The organism is Pseudomonas sp. CFBP2511 (assembly GCF_030209255.1).
In the GTDB taxonomy this organism is placed as follows: Bacteria; Pseudomonadota; Gammaproteobacteria; order Pseudomonadales; family Pseudomonadaceae; genus Aquipseudomonas; species Aquipseudomonas avellanae.
The window spans coordinates 54,657-74,273 of the sequence record NZ_JARVSI010000014.1 but is presented as its reverse complement, the minus strand read 5'-3'; the positions used below and the strand labels follow the sequence as shown (position 1 = coordinate 74,273).

Below are 19,617 nucleotides of genomic sequence, written 5' to 3'. Positions count from 1 at the left end.
CTATAAACCGTCAAGGAGCAGGGAGAGCCCATCAATATCACCTTTGCTTAACACAACAGAATTGACGCTCGGGTGCGCCTTAACGGGAACATCTCCGTTCCATATTTTCAGTTCTGTGAGCAGACGGGATGATTTGCTCGGTGCTAACTGTGCCAAGGTGACCATAGGACTTCCGATACTACGACGATGCAGCCTTCCCGCCAGCGACCCTGTAGCAGTCTGCGGATCAACAGCCGTCCCAGCCTCTCTAAAAATAGAGAGCAGCTCCTCTTTTACCTGCTCATCATCAACAGCATAAGAGTCGAAGAGCATCCGCGCTTGCAACCATTGTTTATTGCCAATGCTCAGCTTCCCGGAATCCTCGAAAGCATCCATCAGCCGCTGCACAGCCGAGCCATCATGGTCGTACAGCTCCCAGATGAACCGCTCCAGGTTTGAGAACAGCGAGAAATCCATCGATGGTGATAAGGAATGACTAAGCTCGCGCGTTGAATAGCTGTTTTGGTTTATAAAACGATGTAAAGCATCGTTGGTATTTGTAGACACGATAACTTGGTTGATTGGCAACCCCATCTTCTGTGCGATGAAGCAAGCGTAGATCTCTGCAAAACTCGCTCCTGGGACACTGAACCCTAGTGGCCGAACGCTTCCGCCTAGCTGCAAAGCACTATGGAAGAAGAATACGATTTGAGCCAGTACGCCGATCCAATTCGTGGAGTTGAAGCTGATAGGCATCACACCCTTAACAGGCCAATTTCTCAGCACCCTTGAGACAAGGGTTTGGCAGTCATCGAAGCTTCCATCAACTCCAATCAACTGCACTTGCTCAGAGGTTGATCCCATCAGGCTGGCCGAGCGTTCAGGTGGCACCCCGTCATTCGGATATAACGCCACCACTTTTACATTGGGCTGATCCTTGAAGGCCTCGATAGCTGCGAGCCCCGTGTCTCCATTCGTAGCCCCAATCAGGAAAGCGCTTTCAGATGGCGTCAAAAAATGCTCGACAAGCCTCGACTGGAGCTGAGCAGCAAAATCCTTGGATGCTTGCGTTGGCCCATGGTGGAGCTGCAACAGCCATTCATTTTGGCCAATTTGCTGTAGCGGAGCTACGGCTCGGTGATCAAACTGGCTATAACAATCCTTCAGGATCGCTTTCAAGGTTGAGTTGTCGATCTCGTCCCCTACAAAAGGGGAAATGACCTGGTAAGCGAGTGAGTCAAAGGGAAGCCACGACCAGCTAGCGATTACATCGCTAGCGAAGTGGGGTAGGCTCTGAGGCACATACAGGCCGCCATCCGATGCAATCCCGGACAACACGACGCTCCGAAAACTGGATGTCTCTGCAGAACCACGTGTGCTTACGTACTGCATATCTACTCCGAATAAGAATTCACCTAATCCCTTCCATCTCTACCGATCCTGGTAAGTATTTAGCCTTACAAGCTCGACCCGTTAATGCATACAACTTTGGGCTGAGTCATATCTTCATAGGCAAATCGAACGCCTTCCCGGCCCATGCTCCCATATTTGAAGCCACCAAACGGCATTGCGTCGAACCTGTAATCTGACGAGTCATTGATCATCACACCGCCAGCCTCAAGTAGCTTGGCAGCCTTCATCGCCGTGTTCAGGTTGCTTGTAAAAATGCCGGCATGCAGGCTGTACTCCGGCGCGTTGGCGAGAGCCAGAGCGTCTTCCAGAGTGTTGATCTCCTGCAGGATCACGATGGGGCTGAAAACCTCCTCTTGCCAAACCTTGCATTCGGAGTTCACGTCCTCAAGTACGGTCGGATAGAACAGCGTGCCTTCCCGTTTGTTGCCGAGCAGAATCTTAGCCCCTTTGCTGACAGCATCTTGCACAGACGCTTCCGCACGCATGGCAGCTGCTTCAGAGATCATTGGGCCGACGTCCGTGCTCTCGTCAGCTTGGTTTCCGACTATCAGGTTTCGCGACTTCGCAACAAAGCGCTCTTTGAATGCCGGGTAGATCTTGGTTTCAATGAGAATTCGCTGAGTACCAATGCAGTTCTGCCCTGCCGCCCAGTACGCGCCAGAGACGCAAGACTCAACAGCCGCGTCAAGGTCACAATCTCCCATGACAATCACAGGTGCATTGCCACCGAGATCCATAGCCATCTTCTTGAGGCCGGCAGTCTTGGTTATCTGCTCCCCGGTAGCAAAACCGCCGGTGAACGAAATCATGCGCACAGCACGATGGGCAACCAAGGCTTTGCCCAGTTCTGCGTCACCAGTCGCTACCGATACAACTCCTGACGGCAGACCTGCGTTGCTCAAGTAACTGACCAGCTTTATCGCCGAGAGCGGTGTCAGCTCAGAAGGCTTTAGCACTACTGAGTTACCGCCTGCGATGGCCGGGCCAAGCTTATGTGCGACCAGATTCAGCGGGTCGTTGTAAGGCGTGATGGCAAGGATTACACCCAAAGGTTCACGGGTGAACCAACCTTGGCGTGACTCCGATCCGACATAGGAGTCGAACGGAATCACCTCCCCAGCATTGCGCTTGGCCTCCTCAGATGACAGCTTGAGCGTGTTTACACAGCGGAGAACTTCTTTGCGTGCCTGGCGAATGGTTTTGCCCGATTCACCAGAGATAAGTTGTGCGAAATCGTCCTTGTCTCGCTCTACAAGAATTGCTGCCTGCTCCAAAATGCGCGAGCGTTCAGCTCGGGAGAGTTCACGAGCGATGACGGCCCCCTCTAGGGCAACGTTGATAACGGCATGGGCAGCCGCAGCTGGAATCCTTGAAACCTCGCCCATCACGGTATTGTCGAACGGGTTGAAGACAGTGATTGTCTCCACGTCTGCAGGCAATTTCAGAGTCAAGCTGTTCATGTCAGTGGGCCTGTTTGGTTTTTTTCTTGTGAATGCTGACGATGTCCGAAAGCAACGCATAGGCGGTCTCAATTCGACCGGCACCTGCGCCCACTACCGTTACAGGGCCGAGAAGGTTGGTGTCAAAAGTGACGGCGTTAGTGGCACCAGTGACACCTGCCAAGGCGTCAGTAGTTGTCAGGAGCTGAGGACTAACCGAAGCGGTCACTGCGCCACACGAACTGCGCTTGGCACTGCCAATCAGCTTCCACCGAGCATCGTTCTTCGCGGCGCTCTGAATATCGGAAGAAGTGATCTTGGAAATGCCTTCACATGAGACATCGTTCGGCGTGAGCTTCGCGCCTAGCAGCTCGTTAGCTAGGATCACTACTTTAAGCCGGACATCGTGCCCCTCAACGTCAGCGGTAGGATCTGCTTCGGCATAGCCCAATGCTTGCGCTTTAGCCAACGCCTCTCCAAAGTCCAGACCCGCTTGCATGCTGCTCAAAATGAAGTTTGAGGTTCCGTTCAGAATACCTTTGAAACCAGTGATCTCCGAACCCGCCAAGGTTTCTTGCGCCATGCGGATTACCGGCGTGCCGCTCATTACTGCCCCTTCAAATTCGAACGACGAGCCAGTGGTCATCGCAAGATTCTTCAGGCTTGCCGCATGCAGAGCTACCGGGCCCTTATTGGTCGTAACAACACTGATACCTTGTTGAAGGGCGGCGCGGCAAAACGACGTTGCCGGCTCACCGTCTACAGGATTGGTGAAAGTAGCCTCAGCTACGATGTCCGCCCCTGAGTGGCAAATGACATTCTCGTTCGCAGGCTCCGCAATCCCATTTTCCAAGGAAGCGAATGCACCTTTTTCTGCTGGCAGTGCGATCAATTTTTGCGGGTCAAGACCGTGCTTGTCGATCACGGAACCCAAGAAGATATCGCTCACACCTACGATTCTTAATTTGAACCCGAGCTCATCAGCCCAAGCTTCGTTTTTTTCAGCAACCAACTGTGCAAGCGCTCGGTTGACACCGCCGAAACCCAGCAAAGCAATCTTGTATTCAGTCACAGCAATGGCCTCATTTTTTAGTTCATCAATGAGGAGAATCGTAAGCCGCAACCGTGCTTTACCGAATATGCCAATCAGATCGATCTGATGCGCAAAAAGCTCGAAACATATGTCAGTTTGAAACCTGCGATTTTCTCCGACGTGAATCAGCCGGAATCACTCCATCTATCCTGGTATCTCAATGCATTGAACTGTGGAGTTTTAACAATGGCAGCTTACCCTTGACCCAGCAGATGACCGACGTTTCGCTGGAATACGTGCGCAAGCAAATCAGAAGGCTCCCATGACCCAGCCGCTTTTCGATTTTGATCTCAAACGCGTTTGCCGCACGCACTACATCACTGGCAAGGCTGCGATCAACTTTCCGCACCCTGGAAGCATCACTGGCGGATGGCATTTCCTGTCCTACTTCGACCGGGATTCGGGCATAGCGAAAGTGTCCTTGGCAGGTATTCATTATCCAGATACGACCGATTTTTTTGGAGACGCTGGAGTCATCGACGTAACCGACGAGCTTGCGATGCGAGGCTGGTCAGAAGACGGTAAAAGGCTGTTCATGGCGGATCACTGCAGAGCCGCAGCAGACATGGTGATGAAATGGGTGCTAAGTGATTCTAAGCACTGCAACGTCGAGGTCGCTGATTGGTTTCCCTCGTCCGAAACGAAGAAGCGGCTTTTAGAGATCCTGAATTCGGGAAGGCGCAAACTTTTAGATTTTGACAAGCTGCAAAAAATGGAAGCTTGGCTAAGCTCGCAGTAGTCCGAAGGAAAGGTCTGCATGGCAGCCGGCGTATTGAGTCTTAGGCGGGAGCAATGGATATGCGCAAAAACTCCCAGTCGTGGTTTATACCGCTCCTGATTCTTTTTGCCGTCCTATGGGCAATGGGAAAAAAAGACACGCCTCAAACCCCGGTAGAGCCGAGCACTCTGAGCACGCTTCTATCAACCACGCCAACGTCTCCATCCCCACCCACGCCGACCTCCGCAACTGAGCAGTTCGTGAGCGCTGACAACCTCAATGTCCGGGATCAACCAAGCGGAAAGGTCATCTCAAAACTGAAGCGCGGGGAGAAGGTTCAAGTTTTTGAGACCCGAAAGGATTGGGCGCGCATCAGCATTGATGGTCAACCTTCAAAGTGGCTTTCGTCCAAAAGCCTGTGTAGCGGCTCAGACTGCTACGTCGTTTTGAAGCCAAGAACAGCGATTCAGCCGAAACAGCCAGCTCGCCAACAGACCCCAGCTTACGGTTCATCCTGTCCTTGTTCCTCTGGGAACGTGTGTATCGGGCCTCGTGGTGGTCGATATTGCATTACCTCTGGCGGTAACAAACGATACGGTGTCTGATCTGCTGTTCACCATTGAGACAATCTGCAGCGATCACACCTAGTTACAGTCCAAAAGGACACATATGCCAGCGTTCAGAGGATGCACTGATGAAGGTGTTCATAAGCTCCGTAGTAAGAGGATTCGAGCAGTTCAGAGCCGCCGCCAAAGACGCGGTGGAGACACTGGACATGAAGCCGGTCATGAGCGAGCACTTCGGAGCGCGAACCTATTCCTCGGAGCACGCCTGCCTGACAGAGGTCGACCAGTGCGACGTTTATATACTGATTCTTGGCGCTAACTTCGGCTATGAACCTCAGCCAGGTCTCTCGGTTACGCAGCAAGAATTCCACCAGGCAGTGAGCAAGCGTAAACCGATTTTGGTTTTCATCCAGCAGACTGACTTTGACGCGAAGCAGGCCGTGTTCGTCAACGAGGTGTCTGACTACAAACAAGGTTTTTTCAGAGCCTCATTCTCAGACCCCCAAGAGCTGTTGAAAGCCATTGTCCAGGGCCTGAGTAGAATGGAGAAATCCAAAAGCGCAATTTCTGAGAAAGCCTTTCACGAGCGCATTACAGATGCATCAAGCGCTCGCTCCTACGGCGGTCACTCCTATGCGCCACAGCTTGAGTTCGCGTTTCTGCCACAGCCCGTTGAGCAGCACGCGGTGCACGGAGCGGCCCAACGCCGTGATGAGATTTTCCATAGCTTCCATAATCTCGGCTTGGCGAAGTTCAAGCAAGGTTACGAAGACTGGGATGACAAGTTGTTCACAGGACTGAAGTCCGGAGACACGTCTTGGCGCCTTTTTGACGACGGGCTCGTCCTTTTGGAAACTGACGCAAGTGTGCCAGTCGAGGGGCGTACGGCTGGTCTCTATTTCGTGTCTCCGACCAACCTATCAAAGCTAATTATGTCCAGCTTCGAGGTGGCCGGATTCAACAGCGGTTGGTATCGCATTACCTTGAAGAATTTAGACATGGCGAAGATAGAAGAGCCGCCAGCGACTGCCCCCAGCAGCTATTCGATGCCTATGCGCCGTGAAAAGCTCGTTAGTGAGTCACGACTTTTCATCCCTGCTACACGGCCCATCGTGGAGCAATGGATACAGGAAAGCATCGTAAGAATGGCAAGAAGTTTGGCTTATTGATCAGTGACGTGCCTCTGTTGCTTTGAGCTGAGGTGGGACTTTTAATCGTCTACGTGCCACAGGCGGCCAACAGTGCTTCTGGGTAATTCTAAGTACCGGCATATCTCTGCCTGAGAAAGACCTTCTGCCTTGAGTTTGCGTACTGCCTCGAGCCTTTCTGCGGCAGCGATTCTCTGTGGTGTGGTGATCTTATGCGGCTCGGCAGGCAGTGCCTCATCAAGAACTCCTAGCCGCATGAGTTCTCTCATCGATTCATTCAAGACAGAGCGTGCTGTCTTGCCCTCGTCGGCTGCGGCCACCAGCGTGAGCAGCGACAGAGGTGTTAGGCCCAGCGCATGAGCCAGATCCGCACTCAGATCAATAGTCGGTGTCGTCGTCGCAGCCTCCAAGCGGCTTATGTGAGCCTGGTCAGCTTGATGCTGGAGGTCTGCTTGAGATAAGCCATTTCGAATCCTCAGCCACTGTAGCGTCGCCGCATAAGCCTTCCGCAGGGACATCCAACCTACCTCTCCAAAAAAGAGACGGTATGACCCGTTTGATAGATCCCACACAAATGCATATAATCATATCGATGGGATTTCCGGCTTGTTGCCCGGTATTTTGCGTGTTCGCAGAGCCTGATTTTTGGGTTCGCACCATGAGGATCATCAATTTATGGGTAATTCTTCGGAGCATGAGTTGCTCCGCGAGGGTGAGATATCGTCCTTTGGAACAGAGCTGCGTAAAGCCGAAATAGAGGCATTGGTGGCGGATCGTTTCGGTCGGAAACCCTACTGTTTGGTCGAGGATTGGCTGATCTTTCATGTGGACGAGCCTCCTGAATCGCTCGCCAGGGTGCGCGCCATAGGCCTGCAGACAATGTTCCTTTATTCCCATTGCGTCACCTACGACAGCCAGGGCCGGTTCCCTCCAGGGGGCTGGGTACGCTCGACCCTGTGCAAGTCGTTCGACGGCGTTTGCTTGTTCGAGACTCGTAACACGGTGTATGCCCTGGTGGGCAAGGGGCGTGAGATGACCGCATCGCTCAAGACAATATTCGGCTTATGTTAATCGCAGGCGCTAAGCAGGCCTGCTCCACACGAGATACGCGATGTTCAGGATTAGCATGCAAGACCAGGCCGGCCCGGTGGGTATGTTCGGGGACGGTCTCGCTCACTTCCACGCCATATCGCGATCCTTGGCTACTCATTGGTATCACGTCAATCTCAAGCGCCGGCATGAGGGACGGTTCGTAGCCTACGAAGAGATGCTCAACGATGAGCCACGCTTGGTGGAGTTACTAATCTCCCAAGACGAAAACTTGGTCGTTCAAGAAGTCCAGGTCGTGACCCCGGCATGGATGAACAAAGGCTCGTGTTGGAAAATGGAAATGCTGACCTCCTTGTCCATGGGATTCAATCAGGTGGAGGTGCCGGTCTGCGTTCTGCGGGTCGAGAGTGGTGATGTCTACGTCAATACGCATCAGCGCGACCTAGATGTTGCAGCCCTAGTTGGGGTCAGAGAGCTATATCGGCACCGTTCTGAGACCACCGGTTTAGCATCAACGTCGGAGGACATGTAGCCATGGACTACATCGATACCATCGCAGTCGATTTACACGAAAAGCGCTACTCGGACTTCGACCTACTTCGCATCGCCAAGGCAGTGAATCAAGAATACGACGGCCTGGTCACGGCCTACCTGGTAAATGTCCATATTCATGCGTGCAGTGCCGTTGGCGTGGTGTTCAGTCACATTTGCCCTGGGCCATACCAACGATTTGCAGATGGTAGGCTGATCCGGACATCGGACATTCAGTCCGTTACGAAGGAAGGTAGGTTTTGGGTGATCAACACGGTCAACTCGAAGTACGTCATTGCGACTTTCAGGCGGGACGTTGGGCGCCGTAGCTTGCGGGAATTCATACGTATTGCAGGTGGTCGTTTTGTCCCGACGCCTAGTCGGCTGCAATAAATCCTGCATCGTTGTTGTACGGTGCCCTTGGCAAACGTTCTGTTTAAGGCTATCAGCTCGCACACGAAACTATCTAACAGCCGGTCTCTGCCGGAGTGTGGGGCCGAACCGCGCGGACAGATACCGCCTGGCGTACCCACTGATGAATTTATAACCTTCCTCGATAGTCAGCGAGGCGGTTTTGATTTCCTTCGCTTGCTGCTTGAATCCATGCCGCGACTCAAATCCACTAATCGAAAAATTGTTAGCAGTCAGCTCAAAGCTTTTCTTAATCTTTTTGTCTACATGCACATTTAAACCGTACTTCACCGTATAGGACTCAATTGTTTCGAGAATCTTGTAGTAGGTAGTCCAACCGCCCTTTTGCTCAAAGAGCTTGACCACGTGGTACGCATCTTGGTACTCGCAAGCAAGCGATACAAGGTGAAAAATATACGCACTGTCTTCCCGATCCCTGCCTCGCTTCGCTGAATCTGGGAGAGCACCCAGAAGGCCATGCAGGTTACGCTTTTCGACGTAGTTTACGCTCCGGCCCTCACACAAGAGGCGCGCAATTCGGAATGGATGTTGCTGGTTCCACAGCAAAGCCATGGCTCCATTGAACAGAGACAGAAGCTCGTGCGCTACCTGCCAGGCAACATCAGGGTTGTCTTCGATATCGTCGAAATGTGAGGAGCTGAAGCTGAAGTGGTCATTTGTGCAGTCGAGGTAGTCGTCGACTCCTCCCCAGACCCAAAAATGCCCGTTGTTATCGTTTTCACGAGAAAGCTGATGCAAGTACATGGGTATGCCGCTGGTAAGTTCGACTTCCCAATTAATCGTGGAGCTCATTAGCCGTAACCTCAGAATCCCGGGACTGGCAGCCTACCGCCATGCTTAAAGGGGAGTGAATCTAAGACAAGCTGCTGCAGCTCTGCAATAGGGATGCGTTCTCTAACAAAAAACCTGCCGCCGAATTAGCTAGAACGGGATTGGATCGTCAAACTGGCTCGATGCCTTTTTAGGCACGAGCGGCACGGTCAAAGACGACACTACAAATAGATTAATGATGTCCTCTCTATCCATGAAGAGGATCTGGCTCCGTTTGGATTGGTCGAGCTTGCCACCTATCCAGTTGCGTGCGGCCTTGGTGATTTCACCCCCGGCCACGATAAAAGCGTGGTCGACCAGTACGCGCCGACTGAGCTCTGAGTCGAAGATCTCGTGGCCTAGCATCATCAGCACCTGGTTATGGATCTCGGCGACGTTGGCTTGTCCTCCCTTCGTCACTCCCGACGAGTCGAGTTTCCCCTTCTTCACCTGAATACCAAAGTAGATGACATGCTGGGTAGGAAGTGTGAACTTCATCCAGATGTCCTTTCCGTATTCCAAGGCTTTGTCCTTGTGCCCGGCAGAAGTAATTCGCGTGAATCCGAGCTGCCTGAATAGAGGAAGCAGAACATGCTCAATAAGATCATCTTCTGAGCACTGATCAAGGTAAGAGATCAGTTGGCTTCTCTTCCCCATTTCTGCGGTAGTAAGAGGGCGGTGGGGGCTAGCGAATTCATTTCCGACCGTGCCGGTGCGGGAGTGGCAGAGATAGCACTGATCGTCATCTGCGAAAAATGCTTCAAAGCCCTCACGCTTGATCGCTCCGTTCAGCGCTTTGAGCGCATTCAAGCGAGGTGTTTTTTCGTTGAACGCATCCTCGCTATCCATAAGTAGGCGAATTACTCGCAGCATGGCGTCAGACGGCATCAGTGGGTTTGAGCTTGGGAGATCCAGAATCTGCTGCAGAACATTCGCGACCCAGAATCGGCGCGTTGAGCCGTCATGGACAAACTCTGTCTCGGCATCTCTGAAAAACCGCGTCAGGTTTGGGCCGGTTAGGTAGCGAAAATAGCCGTCCGTGTTGTCACCGCAGATCAACTCGGCGACTTGCTCGGTCGTGCGCGCTTTCCATTTCATACTTCGCTCCACTTGAATGACACATACAGACTACTGATTCATGTGCCTTCCCAGGGTAGCCCTTTTGGATTGCTTGTGGTGAACATGCTAGCGATGATACGGGCATCAAGGAGAGCGTGATGCGGAAGCGGATCCCCGTCACTTGAGGCCTCTAGAGTGGTTGCGTTGGTGGGGTAATTCCGAACGTTCCTTGGCCATTTACCACCTTTATATGCGAGTTCGCAGAAAAGCTCCCAGTCGTACTGTGGAGCGTCTGTGACAATTTCCAGGACTTCGTCGAACGACGCGAGGAAATCGAGCAGTGCAGCTCTCGCCCCGATAATGGGTTGTTCATTGCCACCGCCCCAGAGCTGCGGAAGAACGATCTCTACGACGAAGTCGCTACAATCTTCTACTCGCCATGTGTCGAGCAATTCCACGTAGAATTCGCGTCCATTCTCAGCTACCAGTGCGAGTGATATCAGCTTCGCTGTGGCTGAGAGCTGGGTAAACTCGCAATCAAGAAAGAGCCTCACTTTGCTGGAACTCCGTAATGACTAGGGCTCGCTTGGATATGGTGCAGGAAGGTGAGTTGTGGGAAATGGCCCTCAAGCATTTTGGCTCAGACGGACTCCTTAAGGTAGTCCTAGAAATATGGAGTCACGCCGCTCCTCCCCCCAAACCAGTCGTTGAATACCTGTCCACCAAACAGGTGAGCCAAGAAGTCCTGAATATACTGAAAATTGCCCAGGAGCGAGTGGGTGCATTCGTTGCGGGTCGGACACCGGTTCCGGACACCGTAACACTGTACTGCCGGCACGCCAGTGACCTAGTGGACGGCCTTATTACGCGACTGCCGAAGGAGCAACTTTCCCGAGCCTGGAGGGGTTCTTGTCTTGAAATCGACGTGGGTATTTGAAATCACCTGCTTCTCCACAGCTCTTCTTGGCGTAAGCCTTCCCGAACAACTTGTTGAGCTAATTGCTGTTCTATAGAGACGATTTATGAAAGCTGATTTAACTGAAGAAGAGATGCGCCGCGCCTTGTTTGGTACGGCTAAACCCGGAGAGGTGCCTGCCTCTCCAGTACCGGAGCCTGTGACAGAAGTCGTATTCACAAAGGTGATAGCGGCGCCTATAGCTACGAAAAAAGCGGCGAAAGCGTTTACGCCTAGGCTCAGGGTCACGCTTCGAGTTGGAAACGAATACGAGGGGGAGATGCACGAGCTCATTCAGGACGCCGACACGTTGAGCTCGTTGCTGGCTGAGCAAGATGCTGTGAAGGCTGCCAGACAGAAGTACAAGTACGTGGAAGTGGTCTCGGTTATACCGATTTAAAAAACGGGGTGAGCTAATTTAGGTAGGTGTCCGCGTGCCTAAGCAGAGCGTGACGCTCCAAGACAAGGTTGTCGCATCTGCGCTCAATCATCGGCATCCGAGGCCAAGGAAAGCGGCTCAATCAGATGCGGGCCCTGGTTTCGAACATTTCCGACATCCTTACCAACCTTGTACCAATGAAAGTCTGCTGCTGGTCGGCAATGCTCCATCGCTAATTCGCGCGCTCGTTCAGGTGGCGTGTCGGGATCAATCCATTCACGAGCATGCTCAGGTGCCCAAACCAGCGGCTTGCCATCATGGATATCGACCATGTCCTGGTCACTTGCAGCTGTGATGGTGACGAAACCGTCGCGGTCATCTGGCTCCAAGCTTTCGTGCACCTCCGCCAGACCGGCGAGGAGCATAGGAACCTACTCTTTCAACGTTGTAAAATAGGGCTGCCTTTACCTCTGCGGTGGTGCTAATGAAGCTACAACCCTGCGGATTCACTAATGACCTTTCGCGCATTCGCAGCATGTGATAGCGGACAAGGTGATGGGGGCTGAATAAGATTAAGTTCCGCTGTGGAAAGGGGCTTCGGCTGTCCAGCGTGCCGGTGGCGCTTGGTTGGGCGATGCGTGAGGAACTGACAAGTCGTCGCTATGCGACGAAACTAGATTAGTTGTGCGCTGAGAGTCATGTAGCGATGGTATCTGCAGCTTAATATCACGCCGCTTACAATAACTACTTTCAGCCATTAGCAGTCATTCCAGAGTGGCGGTTTGTGCTCCTCAGATACATGCGCCAGTCAGAGACCGGCGCTGTCCGTATCTAACGCAGCAGTAACCGGAGATCGTCCGGCAGAGCCACTCGGCCTGAAATCATTAAGGCCTCTTTGCGCCTGGGGAAAGTGGGCGAAGTTCTCCCTTCGTAGCATCGTACGCAACTTGCAAAAGATCAGTCATTCGAAAAACACCCACCAGCTTTCCGAAGGATGGTACGAACGTTGGATCACGAATAATTGACACGTCACCGCCTTCCATTGCGCGGTGGAAGACTTCCGCGATAATTCGCCCTCCAACAGCCCCCATTCGACCTGTGCCAGCGCCAGCCGCTAGATTGAGAGATGCCTCTCGAAGAACGTAAAACCAAAGCGGCGTTGATACGGCTAATTCTTCCTTTTGCTCATCAGTGAGAGCATCGAGATCATTTCCAATGATCTGTTCGCGTGTCAGCGTGGTGACGCCATTAACTTTCGTTGCGATGTGTGCGGCGACTTCCTGCCCAGTAGCGAGACCAACCATCCTAGCTCTGGCCAGATTTCTAAACGCCAAATTCATTTGTTCTGGTGGGACAGTGGCATTCGGGGTTCGCGCGCCAAACGACCCCAATGGCAAATTTTTTAATGGATCGGTAAGGCGAATGTCTATCGGATGAGCAAAGTTCAATACTGCTCCCTCTTCAGGTTCCAATTCCGGTGTGCCATCGGCTTTGAAATCAAACAGTCGTGTCCAGTCTGCGATCCAGTTTGTGGCTAGCCTATCAAGTGTCCCTTCTACTGGATTATTAACATCACTTGAAGGGTTTAGGTTACCGCTAGTGCCGGAAAATCTAAACAGATTCAAAAGCGTACCCTGCCTTGGAAATCTCCCGTTGAATCCGAACACCGCATTCCAATCATATAGCTCTCGTATCATCGAATGCCCTAAGCGATAGGCTCCAACCGAAAATTCGAGTGGCATTGTTGGAAATCCAACACCGTCAACTTCAAAGACCTTACGGCCATTGGTAAAAACGTCATCGACAATCGCAGGATCTACAATGCGAGGGAGAAAGTCCGTCCTCAACATCCATTGATAATGCTTTACAACTAACTCCCTCGCCCTTTCGAATATCATTGCACTTGGTAGTCCATCATTTGCCAACCGATTGCAGACGTTGTTGTGGAATCGTATGAAAGCCAAGTGCGTCTGGGCAACCGCAAGGTTTTCATCGTTGCGCGGGTCGGGTATTTGAGCTGATCTCGCCTCCTTTGGCTCTGTTGCACTTGCACCCCTTCTATGGAGGTCAAAATGATCGAGTGAGATGTTCGCAATATCATCTGGAGGTGATGCTGACGTTTGGCCTGTTTTAATATGAATGCCATCCTCTAGATAAAACTGAGGATCTACAATCGGGCCGTTCCCGTATAGTGAATCCAAGTCCAATGCCGGACTACGAGCCTGTTCAAGTTGACCTGGATCTGTCACAGGCGTTCCAAAGGGGACATCAGTTCGATCACGTGTTAGATCGTGATCCACAAACTGTGCGAGGTAGGTGAATCCAGCTGGAATGTCACTGTCGATGTCGTCTCCTGGACGTGTCATTGCGTCGGCTAAAGCCAATAACAATCCATCAGACGGTGCTGGCGCCGTCCCAGAGACAATCTCTGAAAATCTAAAGGAGCGTTGGGCCTCATTGGGTGTTGCTGGCCGATTAACTTCTCCACGAATTTCATTTGTCGCGGCCAGGAAGAATAGATTGCGATTATGACGTCTTGACATGCTCTTCTCCTCGAGTTGCGCCATTACACCATCAGATCATAGCCAGGGCGCAGAATAGTTATGATTGATCTGGAAAACGACACAGCCTTGATGAAAATGCCTAGCTCAGTAGCTAAGTAGGAATAGATACAAATGTCCAGCTTTGCCCGCACAAATAAAATACCAGCGCAGGTAATGCTCGCAATAAGCCGTCTTTTCGCAATCTAACTATGGTCGACATTGCTATAAGTATTATTTCTTTTAACTATATTAACCTGGTTAATTCCTTGTTTTTTGTGAGCAGCGCAAAAATAAAATTTATCGTACGTATTGCCTAAGGCGAGAAGAGTATTAATGGGATGCGCCGGAGACTTAAAATAAGATTTGTCATTTTTGTGGAGACATTGGTCGCCCACGCCGTTATCAAATGGAAGATAAGATTTAAAGGGCGAGGGGGCGAGGGGGCGAGGGGGATGCTCTCACGCTAACCAAGCGTTCTGACAGCCTTTTGGCTGGATGAAAACCCAGCGAAAGTTCAGCCCTAAACTGCTTCAACCAAATAAATGACGCCAGTGGATTGTCATCCGTAGATGCTCAAAGCCCCCGATTTCAGGCGATAAGGCGATCATCAGTAGGGAAAATGTTTCAAGCTGTGTCAGGCCTGCACTGGCGCACTCCGCAATATAGAGGGCCTGGGCATCCATACAGGATGAAAATGGATCCAACGCAGAGTTTGCCCACAAGTTATCCACAGCTTTGTCATCTTGCAATGTCAAAGTGACCACATTATCTTGTAGGTCATCTCGGCATCGGCACTATATGTTGTGTTTTTTTGGCGGGAGGCTGAGGTTTCAGTGAACACAGCGGGTATGCGTGCAAAGTTTGGTCGCCGCGCACGAATACCCGCCTATCCCTGAACCAATGGCAAACACTGGTGGGACGCGCATTAGAGAAAAACCGACTTTGGATGTCAACCATTCAGCTCGGGTTTCCGCTCAAGGGTCGCTCCTGCCTACTCGATGTTCAAATAGTTACAGGAGCACCTAACCGTGCCTAAAAATACCAAACAAACCTCGACACCTGTGGCCAGCTTGGCCTCAAAAATCCTGCGTAGCGACAGCTCCTCGGCCATTCAGAAAGAACTGGCAGGTTCGGCTATGGCTCAATCTTCGACCGGCAAGCAAACGGGTGCCGACATGGAGACCAAAGCCAGTCAAGTCCTCGACAGCAACAAGTACAACGCCACTACCAAGACCCTCGCGGCCTCGGTGCTCGCCCAGTCGAACAAAGAGCGGGGTGAGTAAAAATGGCTCAGTATTTCGTCAACCGCAACGCGCAAACCAACGGTGATCACGAGGTGCATACCAGTACGTGCATCTATTTGCCGGCAGTTCACAACCGTCTTGATCTTGGCTACCACACCACCTGTGCGACCGCTGTTCGCCAAGCTCGCAACACCTACCGGCAATCGAACGGTTGCCGGACGTGTTCTTCGGTGTGCCACACCCAATAGATAGAGGCTGGACGTTAGGTCTCTGATAGGGAGCCAGCCACATAATTGGGCTGGCTCCCATTTAGTTGGTGATGAGGTTTCTAGGAGTTTGAGTGATGAGCTATTTGGTTTACTGCACTTTTGATCTAAAAAACGCGTCTTCCAAAGATTATGAAAATGCGTATGCGGATCTTCAACGCATTGGCCTAGCATAGGTGGTCAAGGGAGACGACGGGCAGCATGTGGTCATTCCTACCACCTCTACGATGGGATTCTTTAACGGCACCAGCGTGGCGGCTGTACGGAACGATGTCCGTAACGCGGTACAAGCTGCCTTTTGAGCACGACTTTTCAAATCTGAGATCTTCGTTGTTGTCGGCGGTGATTGGGCTTGGGGCGCACTGACGACCTAGATACTCTGGATTTCCGTTAAGTGGCCTCAGTTGTAACGCCCATTTCAAAAAAGGCGTTTTTTATGTTGAGCAAATTCTCGGAACTCTCATCACACCTCAACTCCCTGGTGGATACTGACCCCAAGCTTGCGATACAAGAAGCTCGTGACCTCGTTCTAGATGGGCGAGATCGTTTAAATATGATGTCCCTGCGCGCGGCCACTTTGGTCAATGCAGGCACCTCGCTTGGTCGTAAAGATGCAATTCATGAGGGGCTTGAGCTATACCGCGAGCTTCACGACCTGTATCCCACGGCAGATATGACTTACAACTTAGCAAACGGGCTTGTGGAAGCAGCAAACTGTGGAAGTGCTGGTTCGGAATGGTTAGATCATCAGGAACAAACTCGTGCCCACAGAGCTGAGGCTCGACGATGCTATTGGAGGGTGGTGCAAGACGTAGCTGCCGATATGGAGTTACGTACGCAGGCTTGGACGAACCTCGCTAATTTGTTCGAAAAAACCTACCGGCTTTCTGAAGCCCACGACGCACGTCTTTCAGCGCTGAAGGTCGATCCAACGAACGGCGTCGCCGCTTTTTGCGCAGCACTGAGTCTGATGTGGCTTTTTCAACGAGGCGGCTGCTCGGAGTTGACCCGCATGGAGGCCGTGATGCTAGCCAGGCAGGCACTTCGAAATAAGGAGCGAATAGTCCAGTACGCTGGTGTAAACGTCGCAGCGAAGGTCGAAGCGCTCGCCAGCGAATTAAGCGATCCGCCTTTAAGGTCTAATCACACCAATCCTTTCATCAGATGGGTTGAAGAGGAACGCCTCACGCTTGCCCCTGCTGTAGAGCTTGTCGACCCATCCTTGGGCAAGCTCGATTGGCTTACCCTTCCAGGTATTCTTGAGCGTGAACCAGAGGTGGGTAGCAGACCGCCGCCGTTGTTTGCCATGTTCAATATGCTGAAGAGCGATTTTGTCCTCGCACGGGATTTGGCATGGCGTGCAAGAGATGAAAGCGTTTGGCCGAGAACAGGCCAGTATGCGGACACGCTCGACTACGCAATGTACGGCCCTGATACCTCGGCACTCATATTGGCGCATCGAACAGCCCTCGACCTGCTCGACAAGGTAGCCGTAACGGCAAACCACTATTTCGAGCTAGGAGTCGCTCCAAACAAGGTCGGTTTCGGGAGGCTATGGAGAGATTCCGCAGACAAGAAAACAGGCTCTCCGCTCACAAAAAAAGTACAAGGGCTGATTCGTTCAGGTGTACACGCACTCTATGGCTTGGCCGAGCTGGCAGAAGATTATGACGGCATAGATGGAATCCTCCGCTCACAGAAAGAATTGCGCAATTCTGGCACGCACAGATTCGTAGTGCTTCATGACCTTGGGGATCCTTCTCAGGCTAGGCAGGCTCCTGCAATCGAGCACCTAAACCGCTCGGATTTTATTAACGAGACCCTAGGTGCGCTTCGGGTCGCTAGGTCTGCAATTCAGATGCTCGCGCTTGCAATCTCTCAGCAGGAGGAAATCTTGAGTAAGCAGACAGATGGGATTATCGGAACTATGATCGTGCCTGACCACCATTGGATTCGCGGTGAAGATGAGCTTTGATTCCTTGCCGCTGATCAACTGGGTGGCTGGCCGCTGTACCGCTGTGCGTTCTGCAAGAGTGAAGCCTTGCTAGCAGGATACTCATTACTTCTCACAGGGACATATAAGTGAACGCCATCCAGAACGCTCTCAAAAACGCCGCCCAAAAACAGATCGAATATCGGAATCAAGCCAATACTGCATCGGGTAATGCGCTTCTCACTTGGGAAGCACAACTGAGCGGCTTGATGAAAAGCATCGAAGAATGGATACAGCCGCTGTATGACCTAGATGGTTTCAGTGCTGAGGCGAAGACATCCGCGTACCTCGTCACTGACAGCAGTGGTCGGGAGGAGGAACGAGAAGGTAGCTCGCTGCATTTATCGTTCGCCGACACATCGCTATTGATCGCCCCGAAACTTTTCAAGGTAGACGGCAGCCTCACTACTGCGACGGGCTCTGTTGAGTTGTATGGAGAAGGAATGGTGGCGCCGTACGAGATAACCTATATCAATGGGCATTTTGATTCGATCAGAAGGCAGGGCAATAACCTCTCGTTTGGTGAGCTAATGTTCACCCAGATCCTGGCGGATGAAGTCCCCAGGTTGAAGCCTACGATTCTAGAGGCCTGATGGCGGAGAAGGGTTGTTGCCAAGAGAACTGGTAACAACCCCCCAGTCGCACTTTCTCGCGACATTGACCGTTTCGGAGGCTCAGTTCGGCTTACATTTTTTGGCGGGGCGTCTGACGTGCGAGCCATCGTTCACGTCGGCCCAAAACCGATTCACCGGCGCGGGTGCAGGCTGCCGTGTAGATCGATCATATTCTGGCTATGAACTCGTTCGTGTGCTGGTTGCCATCAGCATTCCCTGAGGGCCGAACAGCAGTTGGATGCGAACATTGCGCGCGTTGAATTGGTTATCGGTTGGTTAAATTAAGGGATCTTGGTCGTCGGTAATCCGACTACGTATGCCAAGGAAATGTTTCTTGGATGGTGCCCCATTCTCTCGCTTATGAGGCGCATCCAATCCGCATAATTATCCGTGGTTTTGCGGATACCGTTGGGTGTAAGCAGACTCACATTGATACTCGCTTCGCGAGCCCAAGAGGCACAAATCCTACTCAGCGCGGCGTTTGACAGTGGGCTTTTACGGTCATTAGCAGCATGGAAAAGATAGTCCCCGTCCGACAGCTTGGAGGCCAACACATACTGCTTATAAATTGAACGGTGGCTAGGAGGGATCGCTTCATGAACGTTGGTAGCAGCGTAGATGTCCTTCACCCCAAAAACCGCAGTACCGCCCCGCATTCTCGCCGAAAGGAGCTCACTTCGCCGCAGCGCTCCCAGCATGCATGCGAACAGTGCCCGATCCCTTAAGTTGTCAGATTTGGCTAGGAGGTTTTCCAGTTTCCAAACATGTTCTTTGGTCAATCCCGGCTGATCCCTCCTAACCACTTTAAGTAAGGTGCTATGACCAGCATCGGGAGAAGCCTGCACACGCTTGAAAGCTACAAGGTTTGTTAGGGGAAGATCGGTTACGAGCTGTTCCAGCTTCTGTTGATCTGTAGACAGCCATGCTTCCGGCTGCAGCGAACCTTTAATCGCTGAACGAATTGCCTTCCTAACGTCGGCCTCAAGCGGCACAGGCTCATCTGGTTGGCAGACCTTTGAGGTTTCGCTGAGATCGTGGAAGTTCTGATAGCCCAGACCTCGCGCGAGCGCTTTCTGAGCATCTGCAAGCGAGATTGGGGTCGAGCCAAACCATCGCTCTTGCAACTGCTTGGACAGGCTTTTGAAGCCACGATTCCGGATCAAGTCTCGTGGGTAGACAGGGACGCGCATAGCAATTCTCCGGTAGCGTCAGGGTGTCGGCTGCCCGCTGACTATCGTCGAAATGCGTGCGATAAAGAGGGTGTTGCAACCTGTGGCGTTTGAGCCTTCACGAGCCGACCGTTTGATCCAGGCAGATCAGAGGCGGCGAAATTAGCATGGCAATCTGCGAAGCGTCTACGAAAGTTCCGAGATATTGGACTGGTT

Annotated in this window: 21 protein-coding genes; 10 read left to right on the top strand and 11 right to left on the bottom strand. The window is 52.1% G+C overall.

Annotated elements, in window-relative coordinates; translation table 11 throughout:
* From thrC to QRN38_RS11950, 3 genes are all read right to left on the bottom strand, one after another.
* Positions 1-1,371, bottom strand: a complete 1,371-nt coding sequence (thrC, locus tag QRN38_RS11960) for a threonine synthase (protein WP_057418582.1) — start codon at positions 1,369-1,371, stop codon at positions 1-3.
* A gap of 65 nt (positions 1,372-1,436) precedes the next feature.
* Positions 1,437-2,852, bottom strand: coding sequence for an aldehyde dehydrogenase family protein (locus QRN38_RS11955; RefSeq protein WP_057418583.1), 1,416 nt, complete (start codon positions 2,850-2,852; stop codon positions 1,437-1,439).
* Position 2,853: 1 nt separating this feature from the next.
* Positions 2,854-3,903 (bottom strand): homoserine dehydrogenase, encoded by a 1,050-nt coding sequence (locus QRN38_RS11950; RefSeq protein WP_057418584.1) that lies wholly within the window; start codon positions 3,901-3,903, stop codon positions 2,854-2,856.
* A 283-nt stretch (positions 3,904-4,186) separates the two neighbouring features.
* Here QRN38_RS11950 and QRN38_RS11945 point away from each other — a divergent pair, with 283 nt between their 5' ends.
* The 3 genes from QRN38_RS11945 to QRN38_RS11935 all read left to right on the top strand — a co-directional run bounded on the left by QRN38_RS11945 (position 4,187) and on the right by QRN38_RS11935 (position 6,377).
* A complete protein-coding gene (locus QRN38_RS11945) occupies positions 4,187-4,663 on the top strand; it encodes a hypothetical protein (protein ID WP_057418585.1) in 477 nt (158 codons plus the stop codon).
* 53 nt (positions 4,664-4,716) lie between these two features.
* Positions 4,717-5,247: an SH3 domain-containing protein gene (locus QRN38_RS11940; RefSeq protein WP_310887444.1), complete on the top strand. Its 531-nt coding sequence runs from the start codon at positions 4,717-4,719 to the stop codon at positions 5,245-5,247.
* Positions 5,248-5,336: 89 nt separating this feature from the next.
* Complete coding sequence (locus QRN38_RS11935) at positions 5,337-6,377, top strand: DUF4062 domain-containing protein (protein WP_057418586.1); 1,041 nt, start codon at positions 5,337-5,339, stop codon at positions 6,375-6,377.
* Positions 6,378-6,418: 41 nt separating this feature from the next.
* Here the strand turns inward: QRN38_RS11935 and QRN38_RS11930 are convergent, their stop codons facing one another.
* Positions 6,419-6,874 (bottom strand): helix-turn-helix domain-containing protein, encoded by a 456-nt coding sequence (locus QRN38_RS11930; RefSeq protein ID WP_057418587.1) that lies wholly within the window; start codon positions 6,872-6,874, stop codon positions 6,419-6,421.
* A gap of 157 nt (positions 6,875-7,031) precedes the next feature.
* Here QRN38_RS11930 and QRN38_RS11925 point away from each other — a divergent pair, with 157 nt between their 5' ends.
* Genes QRN38_RS11925 through QRN38_RS11915 form a run of 3 tightly spaced genes read left to right on the top strand, consistent with a single transcriptional unit; the run spans position 7,032 to position 8,330 of the window.
* Positions 7,032-7,427 (top strand): DUF6957 family protein, encoded by a 396-nt coding sequence (locus QRN38_RS11925; protein ID WP_057418588.1) that lies wholly within the window; start codon positions 7,032-7,034, stop codon positions 7,425-7,427.
* A 40-nt stretch (positions 7,428-7,467) separates the two neighbouring features.
* Complete coding sequence (locus QRN38_RS11920) at positions 7,468-7,938, top strand: hypothetical protein (RefSeq protein ID WP_057418589.1); 471 nt, start codon at positions 7,468-7,470, stop codon at positions 7,936-7,938.
* Between the two features lie 2 nt (positions 7,939-7,940).
* The gene (locus tag QRN38_RS11915; RefSeq protein WP_057418590.1) at positions 7,941-8,330 is read left to right on the top strand and encodes a hypothetical protein; all 390 of its coding nucleotides are present in this window, start codon (positions 7,941-7,943) and stop codon (positions 8,328-8,330) included.
* A gap of 69 nt (positions 8,331-8,399) precedes the next feature.
* On the opposite strand, the gene QRN38_RS11910 is transcribed toward QRN38_RS11915, so the two are convergent.
* From QRN38_RS11910 to QRN38_RS11900, 3 genes are all read right to left on the bottom strand, one after another.
* On the bottom strand, positions 8,400-9,161 hold the full coding sequence (locus tag QRN38_RS11910) for a hypothetical protein (protein WP_057418591.1): 762 nt from the start codon (positions 9,159-9,161) through the stop codon (positions 8,400-8,402).
* Between the two features lie 129 nt (positions 9,162-9,290).
* Positions 9,291-10,277 carry a PDDEXK family nuclease gene (locus QRN38_RS11905; RefSeq protein ID WP_057418592.1) on the bottom strand — a complete coding sequence of 329 codons (987 nt, stop codon included), beginning with the start codon at positions 10,275-10,277 and terminating at the stop codon, positions 9,291-9,293.
* Positions 10,278-10,315: 38 nt separating this feature from the next.
* Positions 10,316-10,792, bottom strand: coding sequence for a 3'-5' exonuclease family protein (locus QRN38_RS11900; protein WP_057418593.1), 477 nt, complete (start codon positions 10,790-10,792; stop codon positions 10,316-10,318).
* 468 nt (positions 10,793-11,260) lie between these two features.
* Here QRN38_RS11900 and QRN38_RS11895 point away from each other — a divergent pair, with 468 nt between their 5' ends.
* Positions 11,261-11,593, top strand: a complete 333-nt coding sequence (locus QRN38_RS11895) for a hypothetical protein (RefSeq protein WP_057418595.1) — start codon at positions 11,261-11,263, stop codon at positions 11,591-11,593.
* An 83-nt stretch (positions 11,594-11,676) separates the two neighbouring features.
* Here the strand turns inward: QRN38_RS11895 and QRN38_RS11890 are convergent, their stop codons facing one another.
* The 3 genes from QRN38_RS11890 to QRN38_RS11880 form a co-directional block, all read right to left on the bottom strand.
* Positions 11,677-11,997, bottom strand: a complete 321-nt coding sequence (locus QRN38_RS11890; RefSeq protein ID WP_057418596.1) for an SOS response-associated peptidase family protein — start codon at positions 11,995-11,997, stop codon at positions 11,677-11,679.
* Between the two features lie 459 nt (positions 11,998-12,456).
* Positions 12,457-14,115 carry a peroxidase family protein gene (locus QRN38_RS11885; RefSeq protein ID WP_057418605.1) on the bottom strand — a complete coding sequence of 553 codons (1,659 nt, stop codon included), beginning with the start codon at positions 14,113-14,115 and terminating at the stop codon, positions 12,457-12,459.
* Between the two features lie 530 nt (positions 14,116-14,645).
* Positions 14,646-14,870, bottom strand: coding sequence for a hypothetical protein (locus QRN38_RS11880; RefSeq protein ID WP_144433572.1), 225 nt, complete (start codon positions 14,868-14,870; stop codon positions 14,646-14,648).
* A 273-nt stretch (positions 14,871-15,143) separates the two neighbouring features.
* Here QRN38_RS11880 and QRN38_RS11875 point away from each other — a divergent pair, with 273 nt between their 5' ends.
* The 3 genes from QRN38_RS11875 to QRN38_RS11865 all read left to right on the top strand — a co-directional run bounded on the left by QRN38_RS11875 (position 15,144) and on the right by QRN38_RS11865 (position 18,211).
* The gene (locus QRN38_RS11875) at positions 15,144-15,398 is read left to right on the top strand and encodes a hypothetical protein (RefSeq protein WP_057418597.1); all 255 of its coding nucleotides are present in this window, start codon (positions 15,144-15,146) and stop codon (positions 15,396-15,398) included.
* A gap of 663 nt (positions 15,399-16,061) precedes the next feature.
* Entirely contained in the window at positions 16,062-17,600 is a 1,539-nt protein-coding gene (locus tag QRN38_RS11870; protein ID WP_057418598.1) for an LA2681 family HEPN domain-containing protein, read from the top strand.
* A gap of 107 nt (positions 17,601-17,707) precedes the next feature.
* Positions 17,708-18,211: a hypothetical protein gene (locus QRN38_RS11865; RefSeq protein ID WP_057418599.1), complete on the top strand. Its 504-nt coding sequence runs from the start codon at positions 17,708-17,710 to the stop codon at positions 18,209-18,211.
* A gap of 302 nt (positions 18,212-18,513) precedes the next feature.
* Here the strand turns inward: QRN38_RS11865 and QRN38_RS11860 are convergent, their stop codons facing one another.
* Positions 18,514-19,422: a site-specific integrase gene (locus QRN38_RS11860; protein ID WP_057418600.1), complete on the bottom strand. Its 909-nt coding sequence runs from the start codon at positions 19,420-19,422 to the stop codon at positions 18,514-18,516.
* Positions 19,423-19,617: the final 195 nt, after the last annotated feature.

Excerpts from the sequence above, each read along its gene's own strand:
- thrC (WP_057418582.1), bottom strand. The coding sequence starts at position 1,371 with ATGCAGTACGTAAGCACACGTGGTTCTGCAGAGACATCCAGTTTTCGG.
- QRN38_RS11955 (WP_057418583.1), bottom strand. The coding sequence starts at position 2,852 with ATGAACAGCTTGACTCTGAAATTGCCTGCAGACGTGGAGACAATCACT.
- QRN38_RS11945 (WP_057418585.1), top strand. The coding sequence starts at position 4,187 with ATGACCCAGCCGCTTTTCGATTTTGATCTCAAACGCGTTTGCCGCACG.
- QRN38_RS11940 (WP_310887444.1), top strand. The coding sequence starts at position 4,717 with ATGGATATGCGCAAAAACTCCCAGTCGTGGTTTATACCGCTCCTGATT.
- QRN38_RS11935 (WP_057418586.1), top strand. The coding sequence starts at position 5,337 with ATGAAGGTGTTCATAAGCTCCGTAGTAAGAGGATTCGAGCAGTTCAGA.
- QRN38_RS11930 (WP_057418587.1), bottom strand. The coding sequence starts at position 6,874 with ATGTCCCTGCGGAAGGCTTATGCGGCGACGCTACAGTGGCTGAGGATT.
- QRN38_RS11925 (WP_057418588.1), top strand. The coding sequence starts at position 7,032 with ATGGGTAATTCTTCGGAGCATGAGTTGCTCCGCGAGGGTGAGATATCG.
- QRN38_RS11920 (WP_057418589.1), top strand. The coding sequence starts at position 7,468 with ATGTTCAGGATTAGCATGCAAGACCAGGCCGGCCCGGTGGGTATGTTC.
- QRN38_RS11915 (WP_057418590.1), top strand. The coding sequence starts at position 7,941 with ATGGACTACATCGATACCATCGCAGTCGATTTACACGAAAAGCGCTAC.
- QRN38_RS11910 (WP_057418591.1), bottom strand. The coding sequence starts at position 9,161 with ATGAGCTCCACGATTAATTGGGAAGTCGAACTTACCAGCGGCATACCC.
- QRN38_RS11905 (WP_057418592.1), bottom strand. The coding sequence starts at position 10,277 with ATGAAATGGAAAGCGCGCACGACCGAGCAAGTCGCCGAGTTGATCTGC.
- QRN38_RS11895 (WP_057418595.1), top strand. The coding sequence starts at position 11,261 with ATGAAAGCTGATTTAACTGAAGAAGAGATGCGCCGCGCCTTGTTTGGT.
- QRN38_RS11890 (WP_057418596.1), bottom strand. The coding sequence starts at position 11,997 with ATGCTCCTCGCCGGTCTGGCGGAGGTGCACGAAAGCTTGGAGCCAGAT.
- QRN38_RS11885 (WP_057418605.1), bottom strand. The coding sequence starts at position 14,115 with ATGTCAAGACGTCATAATCGCAATCTATTCTTCCTGGCCGCGACAAAT.
- QRN38_RS11870 (WP_057418598.1), top strand. The coding sequence starts at position 16,062 with ATGTTGAGCAAATTCTCGGAACTCTCATCACACCTCAACTCCCTGGTG.
- QRN38_RS11860 (WP_057418600.1), bottom strand. The coding sequence starts at position 19,422 with ATGCGCGTCCCTGTCTACCCACGAGACTTGATCCGGAATCGTGGCTTC.